Annotated in this window: 24 protein-coding genes and 3 pseudogenes; 18 read left to right on the forward strand and 9 right to left on the reverse strand. The window is 71.4% G+C overall.

The window, feature by feature from the left end; all coding sequences use genetic code 11:
- Positions 1 to 30: 30 nt before the first annotated feature.
- Positions 31 to 1,190, reverse strand: a pseudogene (rhaI, locus tag AC6F7H_RS31365) (L-rhamnose isomerase).
- Positions 1,191 to 1,628: 438 nt separating this feature from the next.
- Here rhaI and AC6F7H_RS31370 point away from each other — a divergent pair.
- Together AC6F7H_RS31370 and AC6F7H_RS31375 are read left to right on the forward strand one after the other, a co-directional pair.
- Positions 1,629 to 2,834: an RNA-guided endonuclease InsQ/TnpB family protein gene (locus AC6F7H_RS31370; RefSeq protein ID WP_500761107.1), complete on the forward strand. Its 1,206-nt coding sequence runs from the start codon at positions 1,629 to 1,631 to the stop codon at positions 2,832 to 2,834.
- Positions 2,835 to 2,869: 35 nt separating this feature from the next.
- Positions 2,870 to 2,983 (forward strand): annotated as a pseudogene (locus AC6F7H_RS31375) (sugar ABC transporter ATP-binding protein); the annotation flags it as partial.
- A 26-nt stretch (positions 2,984 to 3,009) separates the two neighbouring features.
- On the opposite strand, the pseudogene AC6F7H_RS31380 reads toward AC6F7H_RS31375, so the two are convergent.
- Positions 3,010 to 4,013: pseudogene (locus tag AC6F7H_RS31380) on the reverse strand (IS5 family transposase).
- A gap of 242 nt (positions 4,014 to 4,255) precedes the next feature.
- Between AC6F7H_RS31380 and AC6F7H_RS31385 the strand changes: the two are divergent.
- The 5 genes from AC6F7H_RS31385 (at position 4,256) to AC6F7H_RS31405 (ending at position 9,352) form a co-directional block, all read left to right on the forward strand.
- Complete coding sequence (locus AC6F7H_RS31385; protein ID WP_500761109.1) at positions 4,256 to 5,281, forward strand: LacI family DNA-binding transcriptional regulator; 1,026 nt, start codon at positions 4,256 to 4,258, stop codon at positions 5,279 to 5,281.
- A gap of 111 nt (positions 5,282 to 5,392) precedes the next feature.
- Positions 5,393 to 6,694 carry an alpha/beta fold hydrolase gene (locus AC6F7H_RS31390; protein WP_500761111.1) on the forward strand — a complete coding sequence of 434 codons (1,302 nt, stop codon included), beginning with the start codon at positions 5,393 to 5,395 and terminating at the stop codon, positions 6,692 to 6,694.
- Between the two features lie 78 nt (positions 6,695 to 6,772).
- Positions 6,773 to 7,516, forward strand: coding sequence for a PIG-L deacetylase family protein (locus AC6F7H_RS31395; RefSeq protein ID WP_500761113.1), 744 nt, complete (start codon positions 6,773 to 6,775; stop codon positions 7,514 to 7,516).
- An 11-nt stretch (positions 7,517 to 7,527) separates the two neighbouring features.
- Positions 7,528 to 8,478 carry a sigma-70 family RNA polymerase sigma factor gene (locus AC6F7H_RS31400; RefSeq protein ID WP_500761116.1) on the forward strand — a complete coding sequence of 317 codons (951 nt, stop codon included), beginning with the start codon at positions 7,528 to 7,530 and terminating at the stop codon, positions 8,476 to 8,478.
- 31 nt (positions 8,479 to 8,509) lie between these two features.
- The gene (locus AC6F7H_RS31405) at positions 8,510 to 9,352 is read left to right on the forward strand and encodes a pentapeptide repeat-containing protein (protein WP_500761118.1); all 843 of its coding nucleotides are present in this window, start codon (positions 8,510 to 8,512) and stop codon (positions 9,350 to 9,352) included.
- Here the strand turns inward: AC6F7H_RS31405 and AC6F7H_RS31410 are convergent.
- Entirely contained in the window at positions 9,314 to 10,849 is a 1,536-nt protein-coding gene (locus AC6F7H_RS31410; RefSeq protein ID WP_500761120.1) for a cytochrome P450, read from the reverse strand. The two genes, AC6F7H_RS31405 and AC6F7H_RS31410, sit on opposite strands and share 39 nt — an antisense overlap.
- 183 nt (positions 10,850 to 11,032) lie before the next feature.
- On the opposite strand from AC6F7H_RS31410, the gene AC6F7H_RS31415 reads away from it, so the two are divergent.
- Both AC6F7H_RS31415 and AC6F7H_RS31420 read left to right on the forward strand, forming a co-directional pair.
- Positions 11,033 to 11,647, forward strand: a complete 615-nt coding sequence (locus tag AC6F7H_RS31415; protein WP_500761121.1) for a TetR/AcrR family transcriptional regulator — start codon at positions 11,033 to 11,035, stop codon at positions 11,645 to 11,647.
- A gap of 99 nt (positions 11,648 to 11,746) precedes the next feature.
- A complete protein-coding gene (locus tag AC6F7H_RS31420) occupies positions 11,747 to 12,475 on the forward strand; it encodes a DUF2470 domain-containing protein (RefSeq protein ID WP_500761123.1) in 729 nt (242 codons plus the stop codon).
- 20 nt (positions 12,476 to 12,495) lie between these two features.
- On the opposite strand, the gene AC6F7H_RS31425 is transcribed toward AC6F7H_RS31420, so the two are convergent.
- From AC6F7H_RS31425 to AC6F7H_RS31435, 3 genes are all read right to left on the reverse strand, one after another.
- Positions 12,496 to 13,557, reverse strand: a complete 1,062-nt coding sequence (locus tag AC6F7H_RS31425) for a hypothetical protein (RefSeq protein ID WP_500761125.1) — start codon at positions 13,555 to 13,557, stop codon at positions 12,496 to 12,498.
- A gap of 56 nt (positions 13,558 to 13,613) precedes the next feature.
- Entirely contained in the window at positions 13,614 to 14,867 is a 1,254-nt protein-coding gene (locus tag AC6F7H_RS31430; RefSeq protein ID WP_500761127.1) for an FUSC family protein, read from the reverse strand.
- Positions 14,868 to 14,983: 116 nt separating this feature from the next.
- Positions 14,984 to 15,478 (reverse strand): FBP domain-containing protein, encoded by a 495-nt coding sequence (locus AC6F7H_RS31435; protein WP_500761129.1) that lies wholly within the window; start codon positions 15,476 to 15,478, stop codon positions 14,984 to 14,986.
- Between the two features lie 260 nt (positions 15,479 to 15,738).
- Here AC6F7H_RS31435 and AC6F7H_RS31440 point away from each other — a divergent pair, with 260 nt between their 5' ends.
- From AC6F7H_RS31440 to AC6F7H_RS31450, 3 genes are all read left to right on the forward strand, one after another.
- Entirely contained in the window at positions 15,739 to 17,028 is a 1,290-nt protein-coding gene (locus tag AC6F7H_RS31440; RefSeq protein ID WP_500761131.1) for an ROK family protein, read from the forward strand.
- 109 nt (positions 17,029 to 17,137) lie between these two features.
- Positions 17,138 to 17,401, forward strand: a complete 264-nt coding sequence (locus tag AC6F7H_RS31445; protein WP_500761133.1) for a hypothetical protein — start codon at positions 17,138 to 17,140, stop codon at positions 17,399 to 17,401.
- Positions 17,402 to 17,864: 463 nt separating this feature from the next.
- Positions 17,865 to 18,104, forward strand: a complete 240-nt coding sequence (locus AC6F7H_RS31450; RefSeq protein ID WP_109378672.1) for a hypothetical protein — start codon at positions 17,865 to 17,867, stop codon at positions 18,102 to 18,104.
- Positions 18,105 to 18,156: 52 nt separating this feature from the next.
- Here the strand turns inward: AC6F7H_RS31450 and AC6F7H_RS31455 are convergent, their stop codons facing one another.
- Together AC6F7H_RS31455 and AC6F7H_RS31460 are read right to left on the reverse strand one after the other, a co-directional pair.
- On the reverse strand, positions 18,157 to 18,630 hold the full coding sequence (locus tag AC6F7H_RS31455; RefSeq protein WP_500762163.1) for a VanZ family protein: 474 nt from the start codon (positions 18,628 to 18,630) through the stop codon (positions 18,157 to 18,159).
- Positions 18,631 to 18,847: 217 nt separating this feature from the next.
- The gene (locus AC6F7H_RS31460; RefSeq protein WP_500761135.1) at positions 18,848 to 19,510 is read right to left on the reverse strand and encodes a DUF4230 domain-containing protein; all 663 of its coding nucleotides are present in this window, start codon (positions 19,508 to 19,510) and stop codon (positions 18,848 to 18,850) included.
- A 185-nt stretch (positions 19,511 to 19,695) separates the two neighbouring features.
- Here AC6F7H_RS31460 and AC6F7H_RS31465 point away from each other — a divergent pair, with 185 nt between their 5' ends.
- On the forward strand, positions 19,696 to 20,649 hold the full coding sequence (locus AC6F7H_RS31465) for a ribose-phosphate diphosphokinase (protein ID WP_500761137.1): 954 nt from the start codon (positions 19,696 to 19,698) through the stop codon (positions 20,647 to 20,649).
- Between the two features lie 12 nt (positions 20,650 to 20,661).
- Here the strand turns inward: AC6F7H_RS31465 and AC6F7H_RS31470 are convergent, their stop codons facing one another.
- Positions 20,662 to 21,069 carry an anti-sigma factor antagonist gene (locus AC6F7H_RS31470; protein WP_258308355.1) on the reverse strand — a complete coding sequence of 136 codons (408 nt, stop codon included), beginning with the start codon at positions 21,067 to 21,069 and terminating at the stop codon, positions 20,662 to 20,664.
- 364 nt (positions 21,070 to 21,433) lie between these two features.
- On the opposite strand from AC6F7H_RS31470, the gene AC6F7H_RS31475 reads away from it, so the two are divergent.
- From AC6F7H_RS31475 to AC6F7H_RS31495, 5 genes are read left to right on the forward strand one after another with little or no spacing between them, the layout of a single operon-like run.
- Positions 21,434 to 23,236, forward strand: coding sequence for a sensor histidine kinase (locus tag AC6F7H_RS31475; RefSeq protein WP_500761139.1), 1,803 nt, complete (start codon positions 21,434 to 21,436; stop codon positions 23,234 to 23,236).
- Positions 23,233 to 23,643 carry a roadblock/LC7 domain-containing protein gene (locus AC6F7H_RS31480; RefSeq protein ID WP_109378666.1) on the forward strand — a complete coding sequence of 137 codons (411 nt, stop codon included), beginning with the start codon at positions 23,233 to 23,235 and terminating at the stop codon, positions 23,641 to 23,643. The genes AC6F7H_RS31475 and AC6F7H_RS31480 overlap by 4 nt, the downstream gene beginning before the upstream one ends.
- Positions 23,640 to 24,011, forward strand: a complete 372-nt coding sequence (locus AC6F7H_RS31485; RefSeq protein WP_500761141.1) for a DUF742 domain-containing protein — start codon at positions 23,640 to 23,642, stop codon at positions 24,009 to 24,011. Before AC6F7H_RS31480 ends, AC6F7H_RS31485 begins: the two co-directional genes overlap by 4 nt.
- A complete protein-coding gene (locus tag AC6F7H_RS31490; RefSeq protein ID WP_500761143.1) occupies positions 23,992 to 24,597 on the forward strand; it encodes a GTP-binding protein in 606 nt (201 codons plus the stop codon). The genes AC6F7H_RS31485 and AC6F7H_RS31490 overlap by 20 nt, the downstream gene beginning before the upstream one ends.
- Positions 24,594 to 25,844, forward strand: a complete 1,251-nt coding sequence (locus tag AC6F7H_RS31495) for a cytochrome P450 (RefSeq protein ID WP_500761145.1) — start codon at positions 24,594 to 24,596, stop codon at positions 25,842 to 25,844. Before AC6F7H_RS31490 ends, AC6F7H_RS31495 begins: the two co-directional genes overlap by 4 nt.
- Positions 25,845 to 25,878 lie beyond the last annotated feature (34 nt).

Consider the following 25,878-nt stretch of genomic DNA (forward strand, 5'->3'; position numbering starts at 1 on the left):
AGCCCGCAATGCACAGAACCAGGCAGACGCCTACGCCCCCCACCCAGCCTGCTCCCCACCAACCCGCTCGGCCGCAATCCTCTCCGCCCACCCGGACCGGCGATAGGCGGAAACGGGGTCGGGGTCCAACCCCATCTCCTCCCGCACCTCACGAAGCAGCGGCCGCACATCCGTGTCGTACGCGTCCATCAGCACGGCATTGGCACCCAGCACATCGCCGGAGGCCTGCGCCGCGGCCAACGCCCCCGATCCACCAGCAGTGCCTTCGCCGTGGCCTCCTGGACGTTCATGACGGAACGAATGATCGCCGGGATCTTCGCCTCGATGTTGTGGCACTGGTCGAGCATGAACGCGGTCTCGGGCGTGAACCCGCCCCCGCGCACCACCTCGTACATGATCCGGAACAGCTGGAAGGGGTCGGCGGAGCCCGCCATCAGGTCGTCGTCGGCGTAGAAGCGCGAGTTGAAGTCGAACCCGCCGAGCTTCCGCTCCCGCAGCAGCATCGCGACGATGAACTCGATGTTGGTCCCGGGCGCGTGGTGCCCCGTGTCCACCACGACCTGTGCCTTCGGTCCGAGCTTCAGGCAGTGCGCGTACGCGGTGCCCCAGTCCGGGACGTCCGTCGTGTAGAACGCCGGCTCGAAGAACTTGTACTCCAGCAGCATCCGCTGGCCCTCGCCGAGCCGCTCGTAGACCTCTGCGAGCCCCTCGGCGAGCCGGTCCTGCCGGGCACGGATGTCGTCCTGGCCCGGGTAGTTCGTACCGTCGGCGAACCACAGCTTCAGGTCCTTCGACCCGGTCGCGTCCATGATGTCGACGCACTCCAGCAGATGGTCCACGGCCTTGCGGCGCACCGACGCCCGCGGATGGCAGATGCTGCCGAGCCGGTAGTCGTCGTCCTGGAAGGTGTTGGAGTTGATCGTGCCGAGCCGCACACCGCGGTCCTCGGCGTGCTCGGCCAGCGCGGTGTAGTCGTCGACCTTGTCCCACGGGATGTGCAGTGCCACCAAGGGCGCGGCGCCCGTGAACTCGTGCACCTTGGCCGCGTCGTCCAGCTTCTCCTGCGGGGTGCGGGGCACGCCCTGCTGCGCGAACACCTTGAAGCGGGTCCCCGAGTTGCCGTACGCCCACGACGGCGTCTCGACGGCCTGTGTCTTGAGAGCGGCCTTCGCCGCGGCGAGCTCGGTCACGTCAGGGCTCCTGTGACATCGGGTCGTATCGACCACTGAGTGAAACGATTCAGGACGGGAAGCTATGGCGCCCCCGAAGGGGGTGTCAACCCCTGCGGCCAAGACCGTAATCCGTGACCAGGGAGTGACCTGAAGCTGTCGAAACTTTTTCGACCGGGACCCATTGACGTGACATGCGCCGCGCGCCTAACGTCCCGGCAACCCAGTTGAAACCTTTCACGACGTCGCCAGGGCCGTTTTGCCGACGTCGTCGAGGAGCCCTCATCGGGCTCCTCCATGGATACTGCGCCCTTCAGGGCGGAGTGAGGGTGCTTCCCTCTTGCGGGGAGAGGGAAACGGATCCCCGCGGAGCAAGGCAAGGAGCCGGGATCCACTTCCAGGGCGGATGCCGGTGCTCTGACCCGCGGGTTTGGCCTTGAACTGTAGTGACGCTAGTTTGTGAGCGTGACCACGACGTACGTGAAGCGGGCCTTCAAGTACCGCTTCCACCCGACCGGCGCGCAGGCAGCCGAGCTGTCGCGCACGTTCGGATGCGTGCGCAAGGTCTACAACCTCGCCCTCGCTGTCCGTACCGAGGCGTGGGCGCGGCAGGAGCGGATCAACTACAACGCCACCTCGGCGATGCTGACCGCGTGGAAGAAAACCGAGGAACTCGCCTACCTCAACGACGTGTCCTCCGTGCCGCTGCAGCAGTGCCTGCGCCACCTGCAGGCGGCGTTCACCCATTTCTTCGGCAAGCGGGCGAAGTATCCGCGGTTCAAGTCGCGGAAGAAGTCGCGGAAGTCGGCGGAGTACACCACCAGCGGTTTCCGCTTCCGTGACGGGGAGTTGACGCTGGCGAAAATGACCGGGCCGTTGGACATCGTGTGGTCGCGCCCGCTCCCCGAGGGGGCGACGCCGTCCACGGTGACCGTGTCGCAGGACGCGGCCGGGCGCTGGTTCGTGTCGCTGCTGTGCGAGGACCCGGGAGTGAAACCGCTGCCAGCCACGGATGCGGCGGTCGGCATCGACGTAGGCCTCGACCACCTGCTGACCCTGTCCACCGGCGAGAAGATCGCCAACCCGAGGCACGAGCGCCGCGACCGTACCCGGCTCGCCCGCGCCCAGCGGAACCTCGCGAAAAAGGCCAAGGGCGACGGAGCCAACCGGCGCAAGGCCCGGACCAGGGTCGCGAAGATCTACGCCCGGATCACCGACCGCAGGCGGGACAACCTGCACAAGCTGACCACTCGGCTCGTTCGTGAAAACCAAACGATCGTGGTCGAGGACCTGACCGTGCGTAACATGATCAGGAATCACACGCTCGCTCGAGCCATCTCGGACGCGAGCTGGAGCGAGTTGCGCTCCATGCTGGAGTACAAGGCGGCCTGGTACGGGCGGGAAGTGATCGCGGTCGACCGCTTCTTCCCCTCCTCCAGGCTGTGCTCCGCCTGCGGCACTCTGCGAGAGAGGATGCCGCTGCACGTCCGTACCTGGACGTGCGACGGCTGCGGCACGACCCATGACCGGGACGTGAACGCGGCGGAGAACCTTCTGGCCGCCGGGCTGGCGGTGACAGTCTGTGGAGCCGGTGTAAGACCTCAACGGAGTTCTCCGGGCGGGCGGTCGGCGGTGAAGCAGAAAACCTCACGGCGCGAGCCGTAGAAATCCCCCTCGTACACGAGGGGGAGGAAGTCAACAAGACGCTCGTCGGAGTGCACCGGCCGGACGCCGGCCAGGTGCTGCTCGACGGCGAGCCCGTCGTCTACCCCGGTCCGGGTGACGCCCGCGACACCGGAATTGCCGTGATCTACGTACTAGGGCCTGTGTGATGTCGTGATCAATCGGCTGCTCGCAGGAGGTCCTCGAGCCAGATCATCGAGGCACGGAGCTCGAGACCGGCGAGGTAGCTCTCGGGTGTCTTGTCGAAGCGGGTGGCGATGCCACGCCAGTCCTTCAGCCGATTGATCAGGCGCTCGACAGCGTTGCGGTCACGGTAAAGACCGGCGTCGAAAGCGACGGGACGCCCGCCCCGGCTGCCCCTCTTCTTGCGGTGGGCGGCCTGGTCCCTCTTCTCCGGGATGACCGCCTTGATACGGCGTTTGCGCAGGTGGGCGCGGTTGGCGCGGGACGAGTACGCCTTGTCCGCGGCGACCGCGCCGGGCCGGGTGCGGGGCCGTCCGACCGGCAGGCGGACCCGGATCTTCTGCAGCACGGGGATGAACTGCGGGCTGTCCGCGGCCTGCCCGGCGGTCAGGACGAACGACAGCGGTCGGCGCCTGCGGTCGGCAGCGAGGTGAATCTTGCTGGTCAGCCCGCCGCGGGACCGGCCGAGCAGGGCTTCCCTCAGGCGGAGCCTGCGTCGGCGGCGGACGCGCCGGCGTTCGGTCCGCTCGGGCTCTTTTCCGCCGTCCCGTCCGTTCTGTTCCGCCTCGGCTCCCCCTTTTGCCGGGCCTGTTCCTGCTCGGCGGCGGCCTCCTCCAGCGCCTCCATGACGTCCTGGCCGACGAGCATCCCGGCGGCGTCGTGGTGCGCGCGGACGGTCGTGGAATCCACGCTGACCAGGGACAAGTCTGTCTTGCCCCGGCGGGCGGCCTCGGCGATCAGGCCCTCCAGCAGGACGGTGAAGACGCCCGCGTTGCGCCAGACCCGGAAGCGCCCGTAGACGGTCGGCCAGGGCCCGAACTCGCCCGGCATCTCCCGCCACTGCGCGCCGGTCCTGAACCGCCAGATCACCCCCTCGAACTGCTCCCGCAGCCGCCCGGGGTACGGGCCGTACTCGCCTATCGGCAGGAACGGCTCGATCAACTTCCACTGCTCGTCGGTGAGTTGCCTGCGCGTCACGACCTTCTTCCTACCGGATCCGCCTTCCAGACGGACCCGGATCGGCAAGATTGATCACAACATCACACAGGCCCTAGGAGAAGTCCAGCGGCAGGACACCCTCGGCTCTGCACGTCGCCGACTTCCGGCTGCCCGCCTGACCTCCCCCTGATCCCCGCCCGCCCGCGACCGCTCCCGGGGCGGCCGGGCCGGTAATGTGAAGACCCACCCGCCGCCCACGTTTCTTCGGAGGTTTCTGCCCGATGGCCCAGTCGGTGGGTATCAAGGACGTCGCCCGCGTCGCCGGAGTCTCCGTCGGCACGGTCTCCAACGTGATCAACCGCCCGGACACGGTCGCCGTCGAGACCCGGGCACGGGTGCTGTCCGCCATAGACCGGCTGGGCTACGTCCGCAGCGAGTCGGCGCGGCAACTGCGTGCGGGCCGCAGCCGGATCATGGGCCTGCTCGTCCTCGACATGGGCAACCCCTTCTTCGTCGACGTGGCACGCGGCGCCGAGCGCGCCGCACGTGCGGCCGGACTCGGCGTGATGGTCTGCAACAGCGACCAGAACGCGAGCGAGGAGGCCGAGTACCTCTCCCTGTTCGCCGAGCAGCGGGTGCGGGGCGTGCTGCTCACCCCGGCCGACGCCACCGGCCGCAACATCGAGGCCTTCCGCCGGCACGGCATCCCCTTCGTGCTGGTCGACCGGGTCGCCGAGGGCACCACCGAGTGCTCCGTCTCCGTGGACGACGTGGCGGGCGGCGCGCTGGCCGTTCGCCACCTCGTCGACGCGGGGCACCGGTCCCTCGCCTACGTCAGCGGGCCGCCCGGCCTGAACCAGGTCCGGGACCGGCGCACCGGCGCCCTGAACGCCCTCGCCGAGGCCGGACTCGGCCCGGAGCGACTGCGCGAGCTGCCCACCGACCGCCTCGACGTCGCCGCCGGACGGGACGCGGGCGCCAGGCTGCTCGGCCTCGCCGACCGCCCCACCGCCGTGTTCTGCGCCAACGACCTGCTCGCCCTCGGCGTGCTCCAGGCCATGTACGCGGCCGGCGTCGGCGTCCCGGACGACCTGGCGATCGTGGGCTACGACGACATCGAGTTCGCCGCCGCCGCGGCCGTCCCCCTCACCTCGGTACGGCAGCCCGCCGCCACCATGGGCGCCCTGGCGGCGGAGCTGCTGCTGGAGGAGACGGAGACCGGGACCTCGGCCGCGCCCCATGAGCACCGGAGGGTCGTCCTGAGCCCGGAACTCGTGGTCCGGCGTTCCAGCCTGTCGGCGCGTTGACCGATGCACGGAAAGACGCGGAAAGAATTGCCTGATCCCGGGCTCGAAGGCCGGACGGACATATGTTGGACTGGGGTGCGAACCGACAATTCGTTCGTCCCGGGAGTCCCGTTGACCGTCAGTTACCGCCAGCCCGGCGTCGTCCTCACCGACCGCCGCTTCACCGTGCCCCTCGATCACGACGCCCCCTCCGGGGAGACGATCGAGCTGTACGCGCGTGAGGCCGTCGCCGCGGACAAGGCGGGCCAGGACCTGCCGTGGCTGATCTACCTCCAGGGCGGCCCCGGCTTCGGGGCGAACCGTTTCATCGGGCAGCAGGCCTGGCTCGGCCGGGCCCTGAAGGACTACCGCGTCCTGCTGCTCGACCAGCGCGGCACCGGCCGCTCCACCCCCGCCAACCGGCAGACGCTCCCGCTGCGCGGCGGACCGGCCGAGCAGGCCGACTACCTGGCCCGTTTCCGCGCCGACTCGATCGTCCGCGACTGCGAGGCGATCCGCCCCCAGGTCACCGGCGGTGCCCCCTGGACCGTCCTCGGCCAGAGCTTCGGCGGCTTCTGCACGGTCGCCTACCTGTCCACCGCCCCCGAGGGCCTCGCCACCGCCGTGATCACCGGCGGCCTGCCCTCCCTGGACGCCCGTCCCGAGGACGTCTACCGGGCCGCCTACCCGCGCGTCGAGCGCAAGGTCACCGCCCATTACGCCCGCTACCCGCAGGACGTCGAGCGCGCCCGCCGGATCGCCGACCACCTCCTCGCCCACGAGGTCGTCCTCCCGAACGGCTACCGGCTCACCGTCGAGGCGTTCCAGTCCCTCGGCATCCTCCTCGGCAGCGGCGACGGCAGCCACCGACTGCACTACCTCCTGGAGGACGCCTTCGTCCGCACCCCGGCGGGCCCCGCGCTCTCCGACGCGTTCCAGGAGCAGGTGCAGGGCCTGCTGTCGTACGCGGGGCACCCGCTGTACGCGCTCGTCCACGAGTCGATCTACGGTCAGGACGGCCGGGCCACCGCCTGGTCGGCCGATCGGGTGCGGGCCGAGTTCCCGCAGTTCGACGCGGCGAAGACGCTCGCGGACGACGGACCGCTGCTGTTCACCGGCGAGACCGTCCACCCCTGGATGTTCGACTGCGACCCCGCGCTGCGCCCGCTGCGCGAGACCGCCGAACTGCTCGCCGCCCGCACCGGCTGGACGCCGCTGTACGACCCGGCCCGCCTCGCCGCCAACGAGGTCCCGGTCGCGGCGGCCGTCTACCACGACGACATGTACGTCGACACGGACCACTCCCTGCGCACCGCGCGGGCGATCCGCGGCCTGCGCACCTGGGTCACCGACGAGTTCGAGCACGACGGGGTGCGCGCGGGCGGCCCCCGCGTGCTGGACCGGCTGCTGGCGCTGGCCCGCGACGAGGTGTGAGCGCGGGGTGAGGCGCGCCCCCGGTGCTCCCGCGTGGGCCCCGGGGGCGATGTCGGTGGTACGGGTTAGTCTGCGCACATGACCGAGGTGACGTTCGCTCAACTCGAGCCCATGCCCGACGACTGGCAGCGCGCGCTGGCCGTGGTCGCCCACCCCGACGATCTCGAGTACGGCTGCGCCGCCGCGATCGCGACCTGGACCGACGCCGGCCGTGAGGTCGCCTATGTGCTGGCGACCCGCGGCGAGGCGGGCATCGAGACCCTGGAGCCCGCCGAGACCGGTCCGATCCGGGAGCGGGAGCAGAGGGCCAGCGCGGCCGTGGTCGGCGTGTCGACCGTGGAGTTCCTGGACCACCGGGACGGCGTCATCGAGTACGGCACCGCCCTGCGCCGGGACATCGCCGCCGCCGTTCGCCGCCACCGCCCCGAACTGGTGATCACCCTGAACCACCGGGAGACCTGGGGCGAGACGTTCTGGAACACCCCGGATCACGTGGCGGTCGGCCGCGCGGTGCTCGACGCGGCCGGAGACGCCGGCAACCGGTGGATCTTCCCGGAACTGACCGAGCAGGGCCTCGAACCCTGGAACGGGGTCCGCTGGGTCGCCGTGGCAGGCTCCAGCATGCCCACCCACGCCGTGGACGCGGCCGCCGGCCGGGAGCGGGCGGTGCGCTCCCTGCTCGAACACCGCACCTACCTCGAGGCGTTGACCGACGAGGATCCCGAGGCGTATGTACGCGGCTTCCTGACGGGGGACGCCCGGGAGTCGGGCAAGCGGTTCGGGGGCCGGCCGGCGGTCACCTTCGAACTGTTCCCCCGGTGACGGGTGGCGGCATGGACGACGGAAACACCGGGGGAGAGAAGGGCGAGAAGGACGCGGAGAAGGACAGGTTCGCCCCGGACGCGCTGGCCGGGCGCTTCGAGGCGCACCGCGGACACCTCAAGGCGGTCGCCTACCGGATGCTCGGCTCGCAGACCGAGGCGGACGACGCGGTCCAGGAGACCTGGCTGAGGCTGAGCCGGACGGAGGACGCCGCCGCCATCGGCAACCTCGGCGGCTGGCTGACCACCGTGACCGGCCGGATCTGCCTGGACCTGCTGCGGTCCCGCACCGCCCGCCGCGAGCAGCCCATCGACGAGACCTTCGTCCCGGACCCGGTGGTCAGGCCCGTCGCACCGACCGACCCGGAACAGGAGGCGCTGCGGGCCGACTCCGTCGGTGTGGCCCTGCTGGTGGTGCTCGAGCACCTGGAACCCGACGAACGCCTCGCGTTCGTGCTGCACGACATGTTCGCCGTGCCCTTCGACGACATCGCCCCGGTGGTGGAGCGCAGTCCGGCCGCCACCCGGCAGCTCGCCAGCCGCGCCCGCCGCCGGGTGCGGGACGCCGCCCCGTCGTCCGAGCCCGACCTCGGCCGGCAGAAGCAGGTGCTCGACGCCTTCATGGCGGCGGCACGCGGCGGTGACTTCGAGGCGCTCGTCGCCGTCCTGCACCCGGAGGTGACCCTCAGGGCGGACGCGGGCACCCTGGTCCGCGGCGCCGCGGGGTCGAAGGCCCTCCAGGGCGCGCGGACGGTGGCCGAGTCGGCGCTGATGTTCGCCCGGCACACCGCGGCGGCGCGTCAGGTGATGGTCAACGACTCACTGGGCCTGATCAGCGTCGTCGACGGCATACCCCGGTCGGTCATGGCCGTCACCATCACCGACGGTCGCATCACCGGCATGTACATCCTGGCCGACCCGGAGCGGCTCGACCGACTGGAGGTGTCCGGTCTCGGAGGGTGACCGCCGCACCGGCGCCGATCTCTCGTTCCGTATGCTGAACGGCATGCCAGAAGAGAAGACCGGCCCGCCGGAACTGCGCGGCGCCTGCGGGGAGTGTTTCGGGCTGTGCTGTGTCGCCCTGCCGTTCACCGCGTCCGCCGACTTCGCGGTGGACAAGCAGGCCGGCAGGCCCTGCCGGAACCTGGGTGCGGACCACCGCTGCGGCATCCACGCGCGGCTGCGGCAGGAGGGATTCAGCGGCTGCACGGTCTACGACTGCTTCGGCGCCGGTCAGAAGGTCTCGCAGATCACCTTCGGCGGACAGGACTGGCGCACCGGGCCGCCGGAGCGGGCCCGCCGCATGTTCGACGTGTTCCCGGTCGTCCGGCAGCTGCACGAGCTGCTCTGGTACCTGACCGAGGCGCTCACCCTGCCCGCGGCGCGTCCGGTCCACGCCGAGCTGCGCCGGGCGCTGGAGAAGACCGAGCGGCTCACCCGAGGGACCCCTTACGAACTGGGCGCGTTGGACGTGGGCGCCCACCGGCAGGACGTCAACGTGCTGCTGCTGAGGGCGAGCGAACTGGCGCGGGCCGGGGCGCGCGGGCGCAGGAAGGACCGCCGGGGCGCGGATCTGATGGGTGCCCGTCTCAAGGGGGCCGATCTGCGCGGGATCAGCCTGCGGGGCGCCTACCTCATCGCCGCCGACCTCACCGGCGCCGACCTGCGGGACGCGGACCTGATCGGCGCCGACCTGCGCGACACCGACCTCACGGACGCCGATCTGACCGGGGCGTTCTTCCTCACCCAGCCCCAGCTGAACGCGGCCCGGGGAAGCGCCGGCACCAGACTGCCCGGGTCACTCACCCGTCCCGCGCACTGGACGGCGGTGCGCTGACGGCGCGCCGGCGGGGCCGGACGTCCCCGCCGCGTTCGACGCCCCGGACGGCCGCGCTGTCCGGCGCTCCGGGCGCAGCCGCAGTCCCTCCGGCATCAGCGTGAGCCGCTCGGTCACGCGCAGCCGGTAGTCCGGATCGGGCCGCAGCTCGTAGCGGCGCAGCAGCAGTCCGAGCACCAGCGTCGCCTCGTGCAGCGCGAACTGCCGCCCGATGCAGGCCCGCGCCCCCGTGCCGAACGGCTTGAAGGCGTGCGGGGGCCGGGACCGTACGGCCGGTGCGTCGAACCGGTCCGGGGCGAACCGCTCGGCGTCGGGTCCCCACACCCCGGGGTCCCGGTGCAGCATCGGGGTCAGCACCAGCGTCCACGCTCCTTGCCGCATCGGGTGCTCCCCGGCCAGCACCGTGTCCGCGCGGGCCTCCCGGGCGAAGGCGGGCGCGGTGGGCCACAGCCGCAGCGACTCGTCGAGCACCCGGCGGACGTACCGCAGCCTGGCCACCTGCTCGTAGCCCGGCGCGGTCGCGGAGCCCCAGACACGGTCCACCTCGGCGCGGGCACGGGCCGCGACGTCGGGGTGCCGGGAGAGATGGTGCAGGGCGAAGGAGAGCGCGCCCGAGGTGGTCTCGTGACCGGCGATCAGGAAGGTGATGACCTGACGGCGGACGTTCTCGGGCGACAGCCGCTCGCCGGACTCGGGGTGCGCGGTGTCCAGCATCCGGTCGAGCAGATCGCCCTCCCCGCCGCCGGCAGCGCGCCTGGCCCGTACCACGTCGTCGACGATGCGGTTGAGGTGGGCGATGTCGGCGGCGTTGCGCCGGCTCGCGCTCCGCAGCAGCAGCGGGGCCAGCGGCGTGGGCACGGAGTTCTGCCGCTGCGCGTAGGCGAGCGTGCCGACCATCGCGGTGACGAAGGGGTGCGGACGGGACCGTTCGAACGAGCCGAAGTCGTGCCCGAACCCGGTGCGCGCGATCGTCTCCAGCGTCAGTCTGGTCATGTCGCCGGGCACGTCCACGGTCCGGCCCGCACCGGCCGCGCGGTCCCAGTGGTCGGTCAGCCGCTCCGCCACGGCCAGCATCATCGTGTGATAGCGCGCCATGGCCTCGCGGTTGAACCCGGGGGCGAGTACGTCATGGGCGAGCTGCCAGTTGGGTTCGTGGTTGTACGCGGTGAACAGGCCGTCGCCCGCCACCGGCCGCAGATTGGCCACGCCCAGCCCCACGTGCTTGGCGAAGCGCGCCTCGTCGGCCAGATCGGCCACCAGGTCCGCGCCCCACACGAACACGAACTCCTTGCCGAAGGCGTTCCGCCGGAAGATCGGCCCCAGCCGGCGGGCGTGGCGCATCGAGTCCTGCAGAGGAGTGCGCCGGTTCGAGCCGAGGACGTCCCCGAGGAGGGGGACCCGGTGGGGAGGACGGGGGATGCGGTGCAGTTCGGGCCAGCCCCGCTCGGCGCTGCGAAACCCCTTCGGCAGTGCGGTCGGTGTCGTCGTTTCCGCCATGGGGTCTCCTTCGATCCGGCGAGCGCCTGCGGCGCGTCGCGGCGCGTCGCGGCGCTTCGTCCGGGGGACGGTGCGGTGCGGTGCGCCGGGAAGTGCGGGAAGCGCGAGACGTGTTGTACGCGGGTTCAATAGGACGTCCCAGTCTGGTCCGGCGGTTGAACCGGCGTCAAGTAAGGTGCGGGGATGGCCGCGAACGAGGGTGAGGGCGGGCGCACGCGCCGCCGGCTCAGTACCGGGGAGCGTCGCGAGCAGCTTCTGTCGGTCGGGGCGCGACTGTTCTCGGAGAGTCCGTACGACGACGTGTGGATCGAGCAGGTGGCCGAGATCGCCGGGGTCTCGCGAGGGCTGCTGTACCACTACTTCCCCACCAAGCGGGACTTCTTCGCGGCGGTCGTCGAGCGCGAGAGCGAGCGGATGCTGCGCATGACGGCGGCGGTGCCCGGCGCCCCGGTGCGCGGGCAGCTCGCCTCGGGACTCGAAACATACCTGGAGTACGTCCAGGAGCACGCGCACGGCTACCGCGCCTTCCACCGTGCCGACGCGGCGGGGGACCAGGCGGTACGCCGGGTCTACCGGCGCGCTCTGGCCGCGCAGGAGCGGCAGATTCTTCAGGCACTGGCGGGGGACCCCGAGTTCGGTCCGCTGCTGAGAGGGCGGCCGGACACGCGCCTGGCCGTGCGCGGCTGGCTGGCCTTCATCACGGCGGTATGCCTGGAGTGGCTGCGCGGTTCCGAGTTGAGCCGCGAGGAGGTGCGCGATCTGTGCGCCCGCGCGCTGCTCGGTGTCCTCACGATCTGAGAAGGTGCCGAAAGGTCTCGCACAGGTCACGCGGCCCGGTTGGCGTGCGCCCCGATCTTCGCTAAGTTAGGCAAGGCTTACCTAATAGGAGGTTCGGGGATGGGTGACGACACGCACGTCTGGACGGCCGAGCCCGGCGCGGCGGAACGGGCCCGCTCCGTGCTCGCCGCCGCATGGTCCTGCGCGGTGACCGCGGAGGGCTTCCGGGAGGAGTTCGTCGGTGCGCACGGGGTGGGCGACGACGGCCGCGTCCTGCTGGAGGTGCCCGAGGAGAGCGCACTGCTCACCGCCGCGATCTGCGCGCCCCGCGGCGAACCGTCCGCCGTGCTGGAGTTCGCCGACGCCGCACCCGTCCCGGTACGGAAGAGGATCCGTGCCAGGCTGTGGCTCGCGGGCCGGTTCACCGTCGAGGACGGCCGGTTCGCCTTCCGGGCCACGCGTGTGGTGCTGCGGCAGGCGTCCGGAGCCGTCGTCGTCGACCCGGACGAGTTCGCCGCGGCACGTCCCGACCCGCTCGCCACCGCCGAGGCCCGGCTGCTGACCCACCTCGCCGACTGCCACGGCGACGCGGTCGTACGGCTCACCCGTCTGGTCGACCCGGGCAGCCTGCACGGCGCGGTCCGCGTGCAGCCGCTCGCCGTCGACCGGCACGGACTCACGCTGCGCATCGAACGCGTCCGCACCGGCGGCGACGTACGGCTGCCGTTCCACCGGCCCGCCGACGACCTCGGCCAGCTCACCGAGCGCATGCGGGTACTCCTCTCCCAGGCGAGCGCGGTGTCCTGCCCCCGCCCGCTGCAACGACAGCGTGCCGACGGGGACGGCTGAGGAGACCCCCGGCCCGGCGCCTACCAGTCGCCGTCCTCGACCGGCTCGCCCTGCGCGTCCCCGAGCGGTTTCACCTGGTGCGGCGACGGAGGCTGCCAGGGCTCGTGGTCGTCCCCGAGCCAGTCGCCGACCGGTTTCACCGACTGGAGCGTGTCGGTCGGCTCGAGGTCCTGCGCGTCCTGGTCGTAGTAGTCGAACCAGGGCAGCCCCGCCCGGGTGTAGGCGGCCCGGTCCACCGGGGACGGCGGCGGTGCCTCACCCGTGATGCTCCGCCACTGAGGAGGCGTCACCAGGTGGACGAACACCCGGCCGGCGGGCCGCTCGGACCAGTCCGACAGTGGCCGGTCGTCCTGGTAGACCTCCTGCCGCATCGAACCGCCGACGCCGAGCCCCATGGCCGCGGCGGCCCGGGGCGCGCCGCCGAACGCCGCGGGTGCCGCGCCCGGCGCGGGCGGCGCCGCCATGGCGGGCGCGGCACCGAAGCCGGCGGTGTGGGCCGAGAGCCGCGCCCGCTCCGCCCGCAGCAGGCGGACCCGCTCCCGCTCCTCCTCGCGCCACCGGGCCAGCGCCTCCGGCTTCAGCGGGAAGGACTGCAACTGGACACCGCCCCACACCTCCTCGCCGGTGACCTGGCCCTCGACGGTCGCGCCCAGCCCCAGTGGCACGGCCACGAACTGGCGGACCGTGCCCTTCCCGGAGTTGATGCCGTCCAGCCAGGGCTGCCGGGGCAGCACCAGGTAGTTCTGCGGGTCGCGAGCCGGCCGGTCGCTCCACGGGCGGCCGGAGACCGCGCACACCTTGCCGACCCCCACCTGCAACGCGGCCGGCTCCTCGGTGCCCGCGAAGCTCAGCCACATGGCCTCCCGCAGATACACCGGGAGCATCACACCGCCGCGCGCCCGCCAGGCTTCGGGCACCGACTCCGCGTAGTCCGCGACACGCCGTACCGGGAACTCGCCCAGGCCCGGCGGCAGGGCGTGCGTTCCCGTCTCCGGCAGCCGCAGCGTACGGATGAACCGCACCGCCGTACCGCCAGGCAGCCGCAAGGTGTTCCCGTCGATCCGCACGGTGGTGTCGGTCATTCGCGCGCCCCCTTCGTCTCCGTGGCCGACGGCGCGCACACCGCCGGCCGGTCCCGTCACAGAGAACGCCCGGCGGTACCCCGCTGGTTCCGGTGCAGCCGCTTCGGCACGCGCAGCCGCTCCCGCATCCGGGTGAGCCGCGGCAGGCGTTCACGCTGCTCGCGCGCGTACCGGTCCAGCTCCTCCAGCAGCCTTTTCGAACGGTGCTCGATGTCCATCTCGTCGAGAATACGGTTGACCTCGGTCAGCAGCGCGCCGTGCAACTGCCACTGACGGGCGTCCCGCCGCACCTCCTCCAGCAGCAGTCGGGCCAGCCGGTCGCGGGTCGTGGCGGCCTGCCGCAGCCCCGCGATGAGCCGCTCCTCCGCGGACTCCGCGCTCTCGCTGACGCTCGAGGTGACCAGCACAGAGAAGCTGACCACCGCGTCGGAGATCTCGGCCAGCAACTGTTCGACGGCGGCACCCGTCTCCGGCGGGAACAGAGGGTCCGGCTCGCGTTCCTTCGCGAGGTCGGTGAAGGTGCGTGCCAGCACCCGCAGGACGACCGTGCAGATCTCCAGGGTGTCCAGGCCGGTGCGCAGCACGACCCGGTGCAGCAGGCCCTCCCGCACCCGCGGGTTCAGCCGCAGGCTGTCCTCGGCCTGCCGGAGGTCCGCGTCCACCTCGGAGATGTCGTGATCGAGCCGGCGGGCCTCGTGCAGCCGGGCCGCCGCGCGATGGTGGGGGGTGCGTTCGGAGGCCTGCTCGCCCAGGCGCAGCATCAGCTGCCGCACCCGCCGGGCCAGCGACTCGATCGACTCACCGGCCTCCTCCACCCACACCGGAGGGGCCAGCAGGAGGTTGAAGGCGAGCCCGACGACGGCGCCGATCAGCGTCTCCACGATCCGCGCCCACGCGGTGTCCCCGTGGTGGGTCACCCCGAGCACCAGCATCGCGCTGATCGCCACCTCGGGTACGAACTCGTCCACGCGTACGAAGTGGCCGACGATCAGTGACGCCAGGATGAGCAGGCCCAGACTCCACCAGCTCAGCCCCACCAGCAGACTGAAGAGGATGGCGACCACCACCCCGGTCACCACGGCGTTCACCCGGCGTACGCCGGTGGTGAGCGTGGAGAACAGGGTGACCTGGACGACGAGCAGAGCCGTCAGGGGAGCGGTGAGCGGGGCGGCTTCCGGGCTCAGCCGCAGTGCGATGACATAGGCGATCGTCGCCGCCGCCGCCGAACGCAGCGTCTGCACGGCCACGGGATCGCGCCGCTGCTTGACGAACTGCCTGGCCGGCGACACCCACTCACGAACCACTCGCATCCTCCGACGGTTCCCCCTCCCCGGACGCATCGAACGTGTTCAGGGGGGACCGCAGGCGGCCGGGTGATGAACCGGGGCGTTCGCCGGCCGGTGCCGACCAATGCCGCGACCGGCTGTCACACCTTGTCGAGGAAGGAGTGGAGGTTGCCCAGCGTGCGGGCGATCTGCTCCTCCAGGGTGAGGGTCTCCTCGAAGCGGGGGCCCGTCTCCGGGACCTTCTTGCCGCGCAGGTAGAGGGAACAGGCGAGGTCGGTGCACATGTAGGCGCCGACCGAGTTGCCCTCGCGCCCGGCCGTGCCCGCCCTGCGCGCGGTCATCAGGGAGACGCCTCCGCGCGGATGGGTCGTCAGGCACAGCGAGCACATGCTGCGGTGCAGGAACCCGCGCCGGGCGGGCTGGAAGCGCAGCGCCACCCCCACCAGGCGGCCCTGGTCCGCACGCTCGGTGACGAGGTAGCCGCGGTCGGGCGCACCCGGGTCCCGCCAGCCCAGGAAGTCCAGCTCGTCCCAGGTCCGCTCCCCGAGATCGTGGGGTACGAACAGGCGCTTGGCCTCACCCTTCGAACAGTTGACAAAGGAACCGCGGATGTCTTGTTCGGTGAGTGATCTCATGGGGCTCTCCCAGCCTGGCCTTTCTGAACCTGGAGGCTCTGGTTTCCGGCCCAGGGTAAGGATCCCGAAGGAGTGCGAGCCAGTGCTTTTCCCCGAGAAGGCCTCGCCGCGGGCCGGCGCGGGGCGGAGTGCGTGGGCTGTGGCGCGGTGACGGGGGTCGGCGGTGTTAGTTCACAGCATTAAATAAGGGTGGGGGGAAGTCGCGCAGTCCGGTCCCCGAGGGTATGTTGCAGGTCGGGCAGGGTTTTGGGAGGAGCCATATGGCGGGGCGGAACGGGCGCACGGTACGCGACCTCAGACGGGCCAACCGTACGGCCGTGCTGCAGCGGCTCTACTTCGACGGCCCGCTCAGCCGCTTCGAGCTCGGGCCGGCGACCGGGCTCAGTTCCGGCTCGGTGAGCAATGTCGTCGCCGACCTGATCGGTGACGGCCTGGTCGAGGAGGCGGGCAGCGTCGACTCCGACGGCGGCCGCCCGCGCACCCTGCTGCGGGTGGCACCGGTCAGCGGCCACATGATCGGCGTCGATGTCGGCGAGACCCGGGTACGGGTCGAACTGTTCGACCTGACCCTCACCGAACTCGCCCGGGCCGAGCGCCCGCTGGAGCAGCAGCGCTACGAGGTCGAGGTCATCGTCGACCACATCCGTGCCGGAATCACCGAGGTGCTCGCCACCGCCGGCCTCGACCCCGAGCGGCTCCTCGGTGTCGGCATCGGAGTCCCCGGCATCGTCGAGCACACTCCCGACCGGGGTGCCGTCGTGCACGGGCAGACCATCGGCTGGGACGCCATCGAGCTGGAGTCCCTGCTGCGCGGTGGTTCGCCCCTGCCCGAGGGCGTCCGCTACTTCATCGACAACGGGGCCAAGACCCTCGGGCAGGCCGAGATGTGGTTCGGGGCCGGACGCGGCGCCCGCAACGCCCTCGTCGTCCTCTTCGGCTCCGGCGTCGGCGCCTGCCTCGTCACGCCCGAGGTGGAGCACGGCCGCGCGGTCGAGTGGGGGCACCTGACCGTACGGGTGCGGGGACGCCGCTGCCGCTGTGGCGCGCTCGGCTGCCTGGAGGCCTACGCGGGCGCCGAGTCGCTGCTCGCCCGGTGGCGGGAGGAGGGTGGCCGGGGCCCCGACGGAACCGACGAGGAGACGGCGCTCACCTCGATGCTCGCCGCCGCCTACCCCGCCGACGGCACCGCCGCCGACCCGGTCGCCCTCGCGGTGCTGGAGGAGACCGCCGAGTACCTGGGTGCCGGCCTCTCCGACCTGATCAACCTCTTCCAGCCGGAGCGCATCCTGATGGGCGGCTGGGCCGGCCTTCAGCTCGGCTCCCGCTTCCTGCCCGCCGTGCGCAGGCACGCCCTTTCGTACGCGCTGCGCCATCCCGCCGAGAACGTGACGATCGAGCTGGGCAGTCTCGGCCCCGACGCCGTCACCGTCGGCGCCGCGATCCTGCCGCTCGCCGACTTCTTCACCCGCGGCGGACGGCGCCCCGACCCGGATCCGCAGTCCCCGCCGCCCGCCTGGCGCAGAGCGCTGCAGGAACGGACGCCGCGCTGAGGTTTCGCAGCTCACAGCGCAGGTACCCGCGCGGCAGCCGGATCGACGGCGTACGGACGCCCGTACACACCGGCCGTACGTGACGGCGTGCGGAGGAAGGGAGAGGACCATGACCGACCACCGCGACGAGGGGCCGGGCGAGAGCGGCCAGGGCGTCCCCCGGGACCCGCCCGACCAGCAGGCCGGTGAGGGCGAGGACCCCTGGGAGGTCGCACCCGCCGCGGTCGAGGAGGAGTCCGCAGGACCGGACGCGTCCGGTGAGCGGCAGCCCGACGTCCCCGACACGGACGAGGCCGGGACCGGCCGTCGGGGCGCGCCGCACTCGGCCTCCGCCAACCCGGACCAGCCGGTACCGGACGAGCCCTCCGCATGACACGCGGCAGGTCTGCGCGGCGAACGCCGTGCGACACGGACCGCACGGGGAAACACGAGAAGAATGGAAGCCCCGGCCGTGACGGGGGAATCACGGCCGGGGCGGTCAGCGGTGGGCACGGACGGCGGTCGCCTCTCGGCGGACGGCTCCACAGGGCTTCAGCCGAACGATCGTCCCTGTGGGCGGAAGGTGAGGCCCGGGGACGCTGTTCCCTCCGCACCCACGCCTCCTTCAACGGGGAACGGCCTCCGGGTGTTCCGTCCGCGTGCCCGGTTTGAGGTGATGTGTATCACCTCGGACCGGGCTCCCGGGCGCGGACGCAGCCGAGGATCCGCCGGTCGAGCCGCCCCGGCGCGCGTCGGTGCCGATACTCCGGAATTTCCGGGTCCGGCTGTCGGATTTCCGTCTGCCGGGTGGTTCCCCGAGGCCGCGTTCGTCCGGTTTGCGTCCTACCCTTTGAGGCATGACGGAAAGCTGGAGCCTGTACATGACCCATCCACGGATCATGGTGCTCGGCGTACAGCCCGGTACGCCGCCGTTCCGGATCGTGGAGATCGACGGAGAAGTGATCGGTGAGGCAAGGACGATCACGGACGTCCTGCAGGCAGCCGCCGCGTTCGGGATCACGATCCATGATCTCGACGACCCGGACACGGTGCGCTGGGTGGGCGGGGACAAATTCACCTGGACCGTTCGCCAGTAGGCGTGAGGGGAGTGATGTCCTGCGCCCCGAGGCTGTGGTGGCACCGCCCGGGTCAGGCCTGTTTCCTGCTTTTCGGCTTGGCCCCGGCGCTCGGCCTCGCGTCGGCCTTCGGCCTCCGTGCGTGCACGGCGCGGCTGAGCCGCCGTCCGAGCAACAGATACCCGATCAGCGCACCGCTGGTGTTCAGGATGACGTCGTCGATGTCGAAGGCGCGTCCGGTGATCATGGCTCCCTGCGCGAACTCCACCATGAGCATCACGCTCCCGGTCAGCAGCAGCACGCGCAGGAACCCGCGGGTGCGCGGGGCCACCACCGGCGCGAGGACACCGAAGGGCATGCCCAAAAGGATGTTGCCGCCGACCTGGCGCACGGCGTCGCGCAGCGCGGGCTGGTCGAGATAGGCCCGCAGGGAACGGCCGGGACGCAGATTGGTGTGGATCAGTGCCTCCGAGGCGGGGGAGGGCTGCAGGGTGAGCCGGGCCAGCATCATCGCGAAGACGACCATGAAGGTGAAGGCGCACAGCATCGCGAGCAGCCGGATCGGCAGGGGCAGCGGTCGCGGCCCGCCGTTTTCGCCCCCGGTGCCGCGCGCGGGCCCAGGACCGCTGCCCGGCGTGTGGCGCCACCCGAAGAGCCGGCGTGAGGCAGTACGGGGCATTCCGTCCTCCTGTGGTCAACTGCTTTGCTGGATCGGTCAGTTACCCGGTGAAGCGACCATCACGCCGACCCTGTGCCGGTACGGCTCAGTCGCCGTAGGCGACCTCCACCTTCTTGAACCCCAGGGAACGCAGCAGCCCTTCGAGCATCTCCGTGGTGTTGCTCTCGGCGCGGGCGGTCAGCCCGCTCTCCTTCGCCGCGTCACCGATGTGCCGCACCGCGAGCTTCTGGACGGCCTGCTCGCTGTTGGGGTTGTCCGAGAAGAGGTCACCGAGGCGGTCGAGCAGCCCGCGCTGTTTGGAGACGGCGTAGGAGCGCTCGGGGTCGAGTGCCGGAGTGCCCAGGCGGGCGTGCGGCAGCCGCAGGGTGGCGGACGTACGGTCCTCATCGACCTGCACGTCGTTCTCGCCGAGCTTTCCGAGGTCGACATAGGCGTCGACGGTGCCCGCGCCCACGTACAGGGTGCGGCTGCCGCGGACCGCGTCGGGCAGGAACCTGGCGTCCTTCTCCAGATCCACCACGACCTGGAAGTTGCCGGTCGCCGCGTCGTACCGGCTGATGTCCTGGATGGACTCCAGGAGCGCGGGGCCGGAGCGGTCCTGGGCCTCCGTGCCGAACAGGTCCTTCAGGCCCGGCAGTACGCTCAGCCGGACACCGGCGAACAGCACGGCGAGCACCACCACCACCGCGGTCAGTGCCTTCGCCCAGCCCGGTATGCGCCCGGGGAGGCGCCTGATGGGAGTCGTCATGGTGACGGCCCTCCTTCCTACTGACCGAATGCCCCCCACTTCCCCTGGCAGACAGGGAAGTTGAGGTGTGGAGGGCATCGCCGGGAGCACGTGGGGCGCACGCCGTGGTGGCACGGCGGGCTGGGTGAGGGTTCGTGGCCGTTAGCATGAGGCTCCCGGCCGACAGATCATTCGAGGAGCCGACCGTGCGAGACATCGCCGTGTTCAGCGGCAGTGCCCATCCGGAACTGGCGGCGGAGGTCTGCGCGCATCTCGGCGTACCGATCAGCCCGGTCCGGGCCAGCCGGTTCGCCAACGACTGCCTGGAGGTGCAGTTGCTGGCCAACTGCCGTGAGCGGGACGTGTTCCTGATCCAGCCACTGGTCAAACCGGTCCAGGAGCACCTCGTGGAGCTCCTTCTGATGTGTGACGCGGCCCGCGGGGCGTCCGCCTCCCGGATCACCGTCGTGATGCCGCACTACTCCTACGCCCGCTCCGACAAGAAGGACGCCCCGCGCATCTCCATGGGCGGACGTCTGGTCGCGGATCTCCTGGTGGCGGCAGGCGCGAGCCGCGTCCTGGCGATGACCCTGCACGCACCGCAGGTGCACGGCTTCTTCTCCGTGCCCGTGGACCACCTGCACGCACTGCGTGAACTGGCCGCGCATTTCCGCCAGTACGACCTGAGCCGCACCACCGTCGTCTCGCCCGACCTGGGCAACGCCAAGGAGGCGGCGGCGTTCGCCCGGCTGATCGGGGCGCAGGTGGCGGCCGGGGCGAAGCAGCGGTTCGCCGACGACCGGGTGCGGATCAGTTCCGTCATCGGTGAGGTGGCCGGACGGGACGTCATCGTCCTGGACGACGAGATCGCCAAGGGCAGCACGGTGCTCGAACTGCTCGACAGGCTCAGGGAGCTGGGCCCGCGCTCCGTTCGCGTGGCCTGTACGCACGGCCTGTTCGCAGCCGGCGCGCTCAAACGCCTGAGCGAGCAGCCCGACGTGCTGGAGATCGTGTGCACCAACACCGTTCCGGTGCCCGCCGACGAGCACACGGACAAGCTGCGGGTGCTGTCCATCGCCCCGGCGCTCGCCGAGGCGGTGCGCCGCATCCACAACGGCGAGTCGGTCAGCGCCCTGTTCGACGCCCCGCCGACCGAATAGCGGCCCGGACACTCACCCCGGGCCGGGTGCGGCCCCGGGGTGTTCCAGGGCCGCGTCCAGGGTGGGCCGAGGGGGCAGCAGCCCGGCCAGGCCGGTGATCCGCAACAGGCGCAGGGTCAGCGCGTGGGTGCACACGAGGTGCAGCCGGCCGTGCTGGTCCAGCACCCGCTGTCGGGCGCGGTACAGCAGGCGCAGACCCGAGGCGTCCAGGAACTCGACCCGGGTCAGATCGAGCACGATGCGGCACCCGGGCTCCGAGGTCGCCGCATCGAGGTGCGGGACGACCTCCGCCTCCGCGGCTATGTCGATCTCGCCGCGGAACTCCAGCACGGTGTGTCCCCGGTCCTGGTGGACGCGGAGATACCGGGTAGGCGGTGCAGGTTGGTGCCGCACCACGCCATCGCCTCCAGCCTGCTCCATGCACGGTGGGATCGGCCCAACGCCGGTCCCTGCCTTGCAAGTTACCCTTGGGCGGGTGGATGTGGGCATGTTTGAATGTCATATGTCTTCGAATTGCGGCCAAGTTCTTCGGGGCGACGACTGCCGTCAGGTTCAACTGCCAAGTATTTAAGGACCCTTGGGTGCCCTCGTCTCTCCTCCGGAGCGTGACGGAACCCTCACCTCCGCCACCCCCCGAACTTGATCCTTTTGCGGTGGGAACCGATAAGCTCCTTGACAGCGCTGCGAGTTGAAGCGATCACGCCGCGCCCGTTCGCGGTCCGTACCCCTGAGTGCGATCCCTTGCACACCCCCCTGTTCGATCGTGTTGCTTCGAAGGATGCAGATGGAACTCGCCACTCCGCCACCGGCGGTGCGGCCCCCTGTCGCCTGGTACAGCTGGTGGTTGATGCCGCTGGGCCTGGGCGGCGGGACGGTTGCCGCCACGTTCATGAGCTCGGAGCGAATGACGACGGCCGTCGCCGGCGCCGCCGCCACGGCGGCCGGTGCGGTATGCGTACGGCTGTTGCTCCGCACCCGGACCCGACTGGCCCGCACGGAGCGCACCCTCCGCGCCGCACGGGCCGACCACGAGGAGCGGTTCGCCGAGCAGAAAGCCGCACACGAACGGCTCATCGCCGACCGGAACACGGCACACGAGGACCAACTCACCGGCCAGACACAGTCCTTCGAGGCGCGGATCGCCGAGCAGGCCGCGGACCACGACGTCCGGCTGGCCGAACAGGCCGCCGGTCACGAAGTGCGGATCGCCGAGCAGCGTGAGGCTCTGCGGGAGCAATCGGCGCACCAACTGGCCGCGGTGACCCGGCTCGCCGACGAGCAGTTGCCGGAAGCGATCGAGCGGCTGCGCGCCGGTGACGCCATCGACGACGTGCTGCCGAGTGTCGACCGGAGCGCCGAGGTCGGTGTCGAACTCCAGACCGAACTGCGCAGGACCCTGCGGATCGCCCTGATGGCGCTCGAGGAGGAGTTCGACCGCTCCACCTCCGCCGAACAGGCCGTCATCAGCATCGGCAACCGCATCCACGTACTGACCAGCAAACTCCGGGGCCGGCTGCACGAGCTGCAGGGCGAGCACGGCCGCCTCCCGGTCGTCGCCCGAGGCCTGATGGAGCTCGACCAGGAGATCGGCCCCGCCGACTGTCTCGCCGCCAGTGTCGGCGTGCTCGGCGGTTCGGACCGACCCGGTCGGCAGTGGCAGGAGCCGCAACGGCTGCTGAGCGTGATGCGCGGCGGCATCGGCCGGATCAAGGACTTCCACCGCGTCCAGCTGCGTCGGCTGCCCGAACTCGGCGTCGACGGCGGCCTGGTGGACCACCTCACGTTGATCTTCGCGCATCTGCTGGACAACGCGGCGCGCTACTCGCCGCCCACCGAGCCCGTGATCGTCTCCGGTAAGGAGGTCCCGAACGGCGTCGGAATCGAGATCCAGGACTCCGGCAAGGGTCTGAGCGAGGAGAAGAAGCGCGAGGCCGAACACGCCCTCGCGGGCACCGCGCCCGGCGCGGGGATCGGCGGCATCACCGAGGACGCGAACATCGGCCTCAGGGTCGTCGGCGCCCTCGCCCGCCGCTACGGCATCCGCGTCACCTTCGCGGACTCGCCGTGGCTCGGCACCTCGGTGGTGGTCGTCGTGCCGCACAAGTACTTCAGCCCGCTGCCCACGGCCGCCGCGGCGCCGACCGTTCCCGTACCGAAGGCCCCCGCCGTCCCGTCCGTGCTGCCCTGGACCGCGGTCACCGACGACGGGGAGGCCGACCGCTGGCCGACCGACTCCGCCGTGCCTCCGGAGTCCGACGGAGCACCGGCCACCACGCCCGGCGGACTGCCCCGCCGCCGCAGCGTCAGGCGGACCGAGGCGCAGCCGCAGCCGACGGGACGGCCCGAGCACGGCGGGCCGAGCACCGTCACCCCCGTACCACCGGACGCGTCCTTCACCGGCCTCGCCGCCTTCGCCACCGCCGGACGCGACATCGCCGGACGCGACAGCGCGGCACACGGCGCGGGGGCGCACGATTCCCAAGAACGCGACACCGGCGCGGCGCCCGAAGAGGCCACCACCGGTGACACCCCCGCAGGACGCGAGTCCACCGAGCACCGCACCGAGGAGAGCGACCACACCCCATGACGCAACAGGGAAACGACGTGAGCTGGGCGCTCCGTGATCTCGTCGAGAGCATTCAGGAGATCCGCTTCGCCCTCGTGGCCTCCAGCGACGGCAAGGCCATCACCTCCTTCGGGGCGGACGACCCCGACGACGTGGACCGCTTCGCGGCCGTGGTGGCCGGCCTGCAGGCGCTGGCCCAGCCGGTCGCCGAACAGTTCCCCTCCTACGCGGGGCAGCTGCGGCTGGCGATGATCGAGGTCGACGGCGGCCACCTCTTCGTGGTCCGCGCCGGCGTGGAGACCTACCTCGGCGTCCTTGCCCGGGAGGGCCTCGACCAGGGCCTGCTCGGACACCAGATGAGAGACCTCGCCCGCAGAATGGGAGAGCTCCTCGGCACCACTCCGCGCCTGGAGGAGCACTCTGGATGAGTGCTCCCCGCCGACCGTCGGATCCGTCCGGTCTCGAGCGTTACTACGTCCTCACCAGAGGACGCAGCGGGCCGGGCGGTTCGGCGTCGAGTCTCGACGTGGCGACCCTCGTCGTCTCCCGCTCGGCTCCCGTACCGGGGATGCAGCACGAGCACGAGGAGATCGTCCGGCACTGCCGCGATCCGCTCTCGGTCGCCGAACTCGGCGCCCACCTCGGACTGCCGTTCAACATTCTCGCCGTGCTGCTGTCGGACCTGCTGGACGAAGGCCACGTCGAAGCCCGTGACCCCATGCCGGCCCACGACGCCGGCCGCGGGCCCGACCTCGCGCTCCTTGAGGAGGTACTCAGTGGACTTGAAAGGCTTTGAGCAAACCGGTCGGCATACGGCCGGGGACACCCGCTCGGTGAAGGTGATGATCGCCGGCGGCTTCGGTACCGGAAAGACCACGATGGTCCGGTCGGTCAGCGACATCAAGCCGCTCACCACCGAGGAGACCCTCACCCAGGCCAGCGCCGCCGTCGACCACCTCATCGGTGTAGCCGACAAGGAGGAGACCACCGTCAGCCTGGACTTCGGCAAGATCGGCATCAACGACGGCCTGGTCCTGTACCTGTTCGGCACGCCCGGTCAGGAGCGGTTCTGGTTCCTGTGGAACGGGCTGTTCAAGGGCGCGCTCGGCGCCGTCGTCCTGGTCGACACCCGGCGGCTGGCCTCCAGTTTCCGGGCGATCGAGGAGATGGAACGGCAGAAGGTGCCCTTCGTCATCGCCCTCAACGTCTTCCCCGACTCCAAGCACTACCCGGTGGACGAGATCCGGGACGCCCTGGACATCCCCGAACACATCCCGGTCGTGGCCTTCGACGCACGGGACCGGGCCGCCAGCCGCGATGTGCTCGTCACCCTCATCCATCACCTGCGGGAACGCTCGGCCGTGGCCGTGGAGTCCCGATGAGCGACCCGACCGAGAACGCCCCCGACGCGGCCCGCGGCTGCCCCGTCGCCCACCACGGCGCGGACATCGCCCGGCTGTACGGGCAGGAGGCTGCCGGTGACCCGGGCGGCATCCACGAGCGGCTGCGCAAGGAACACGGGTCGGTCGCGCCGGTGCTCCTGGAGGGCGACGTGCCGGCCTGGCTGGTGCTCGGCTACCGGGACAACCGCCGAGTGCTCGACAACCCACGCCAGTTCACCCGGGACGCCCGGATCTGGCGGGACCGACGCGACGGGCGGGTGGCGGACACCTCGCCGCTGGTGCCGATGCTCGGCTGGCGCCCCGACTGCGTCTCCCAGGACGGCGAGCCGCACCGCAGGCTGCGCGGAGCCGTCACCGACGGACTCCAGGCCGCGGCCGGCCGCGGTGTCCGACGGCACGCCACGCACTTCGCGAACAAGGAGATCGACGCCTTCGCGGATTCGGGCAGCGCCGATCTGGTGAGCGACTACGCCGACTACCTGCCGATGCTGGTACTCACCCGCGTCCTGGGGCTGCCCGAGGCGGAGGGGCGCGACCTGGTCGAGTCCTGCGCCCAGGTCCTCAAGGGCGGCGAGGACGCCGTCACGCACGACAGCCGCATCCAGGAGATCCTCGGGGCGCTCGTCGTGCGCAAGCGGTCCGAACCCGGCAGCGACCTCACCACCGCCCTGCTGGCCCACCACGCCGGGCTCGACGAGGACGAGGTGGTCAGCCATCTGCGGCTGGTGCTGATCGCCGGCCACACCACCACCAGCAACCTGCTGGCCAGGGTGCTCCAACTGGTCCTCACGGACACCGCACGGCTCTCCGGGCTGATCAGCGGCCGGCTGAACGTCTCCGCGATCGTCGAGGAGGTCATGTGGAACAGCCCGCCGCTGGCCGTTCTGCCGGGCCGGTTCGCCACCAGCGACCTGGAACTCGGCGGTCACCGCGTCCGCGAGGGCGACCTGCTGGTGCTGGGCCTCGCGGCGGGCAACCAGGACCCCGAGATCCGCCCGGACGCCGGGGTGTCCGTGCAGGGCAACCAGTCGCACCTGGCGTTCAGCGGCGGACCGCACGAGTGCCCGGGCCGGAACATCGGCCTGGCCGTCATCGAGATCGCCGTGGACGTCCTGCTGCACCGGCTGCGGGACCTGCGCCTGGCGGTGCCGCCGGAGGAGCTGTCCTCGACCGCCTCCACCTGGGAGACCCGGCTGGACCGCCTGCCCGTCGAGTTCGGTGTCTGACGTCGGCGACGCCGTCGACATCGCGACCGCCGAC

Source organism: Streptomyces sp. MMS24-W38 (assembly GCF_059889265.1).

What these genes read in the sequence shown, in the direction of transcription:
- AC6F7H_RS31385 (WP_500761109.1), top strand. Translation starts at nt 4,256, where the DNA reads ATGGCCCAGTCGGTGGGTATCAAGGACGTCGCCCGCGTCGCCGGAGTC.
- AC6F7H_RS31395 (WP_500761113.1), top strand. Translation starts at nt 6,773, where the DNA reads ATGACCGAGGTGACGTTCGCTCAACTCGAGCCCATGCCCGACGACTGG.
- AC6F7H_RS31400 (WP_500761116.1), top strand. Translation starts at nt 7,528, where the DNA reads ATGGACGACGGAAACACCGGGGGAGAGAAGGGCGAGAAGGACGCGGAG.
- AC6F7H_RS31405 (WP_500761118.1), top strand. Translation starts at nt 8,510, where the DNA reads ATGCTGAACGGCATGCCAGAAGAGAAGACCGGCCCGCCGGAACTGCGC.
- AC6F7H_RS31410 (WP_500761120.1), bottom strand. Translation starts at nt 10,849, where the DNA reads ATGGCGGAAACGACGACACCGACCGCACTGCCGAAGGGGTTTCGCAGC.
- AC6F7H_RS31415 (WP_500761121.1), top strand. Translation starts at nt 11,033, where the DNA reads ATGGCCGCGAACGAGGGTGAGGGCGGGCGCACGCGCCGCCGGCTCAGT.
- AC6F7H_RS31420 (WP_500761123.1), top strand. Translation starts at nt 11,747, where the DNA reads ATGGGTGACGACACGCACGTCTGGACGGCCGAGCCCGGCGCGGCGGAA.
- AC6F7H_RS31425 (WP_500761125.1), bottom strand. Translation starts at nt 13,557, where the DNA reads ATGACCGACACCACCGTGCGGATCGACGGGAACACCTTGCGGCTGCCT.
- AC6F7H_RS31430 (WP_500761127.1), bottom strand. Translation starts at nt 14,867, where the DNA reads ATGCGAGTGGTTCGTGAGTGGGTGTCGCCGGCCAGGCAGTTCGTCAAG.
- AC6F7H_RS31435 (WP_500761129.1), bottom strand. Translation starts at nt 15,478, where the DNA reads ATGAGATCACTCACCGAACAAGACATCCGCGGTTCCTTTGTCAACTGT.
- AC6F7H_RS31440 (WP_500761131.1), top strand. Translation starts at nt 15,739, where the DNA reads ATGGCGGGGCGGAACGGGCGCACGGTACGCGACCTCAGACGGGCCAAC.
- AC6F7H_RS31445 (WP_500761133.1), top strand. Translation starts at nt 17,138, where the DNA reads ATGACCGACCACCGCGACGAGGGGCCGGGCGAGAGCGGCCAGGGCGTC.
- AC6F7H_RS31450 (WP_109378672.1), top strand. Translation starts at nt 17,865, where the DNA reads ATGACGGAAAGCTGGAGCCTGTACATGACCCATCCACGGATCATGGTG.
- AC6F7H_RS31455 (WP_500762163.1), bottom strand. Translation starts at nt 18,630, where the DNA reads ATGCTGTGCGCCTTCACCTTCATGGTCGTCTTCGCGATGATGCTGGCC.
- AC6F7H_RS31460 (WP_500761135.1), bottom strand. Translation starts at nt 19,510, where the DNA reads ATGACGACTCCCATCAGGCGCCTCCCCGGGCGCATACCGGGCTGGGCG.
- AC6F7H_RS31470 (WP_258308355.1), bottom strand. Translation starts at nt 21,069, where the DNA reads ATGGAGCAGGCTGGAGGCGATGGCGTGGTGCGGCACCAACCTGCACCG.
- AC6F7H_RS31475 (WP_500761139.1), top strand. Translation starts at nt 21,434, where the DNA reads ATGGAACTCGCCACTCCGCCACCGGCGGTGCGGCCCCCTGTCGCCTGG.
- AC6F7H_RS31480 (WP_109378666.1), top strand. Translation starts at nt 23,233, where the DNA reads ATGACGCAACAGGGAAACGACGTGAGCTGGGCGCTCCGTGATCTCGTC.
- AC6F7H_RS31485 (WP_500761141.1), top strand. Translation starts at nt 23,640, where the DNA reads ATGAGTGCTCCCCGCCGACCGTCGGATCCGTCCGGTCTCGAGCGTTAC.
- AC6F7H_RS31495 (WP_500761145.1), top strand. Translation starts at nt 24,594, where the DNA reads ATGAGCGACCCGACCGAGAACGCCCCCGACGCGGCCCGCGGCTGCCCC.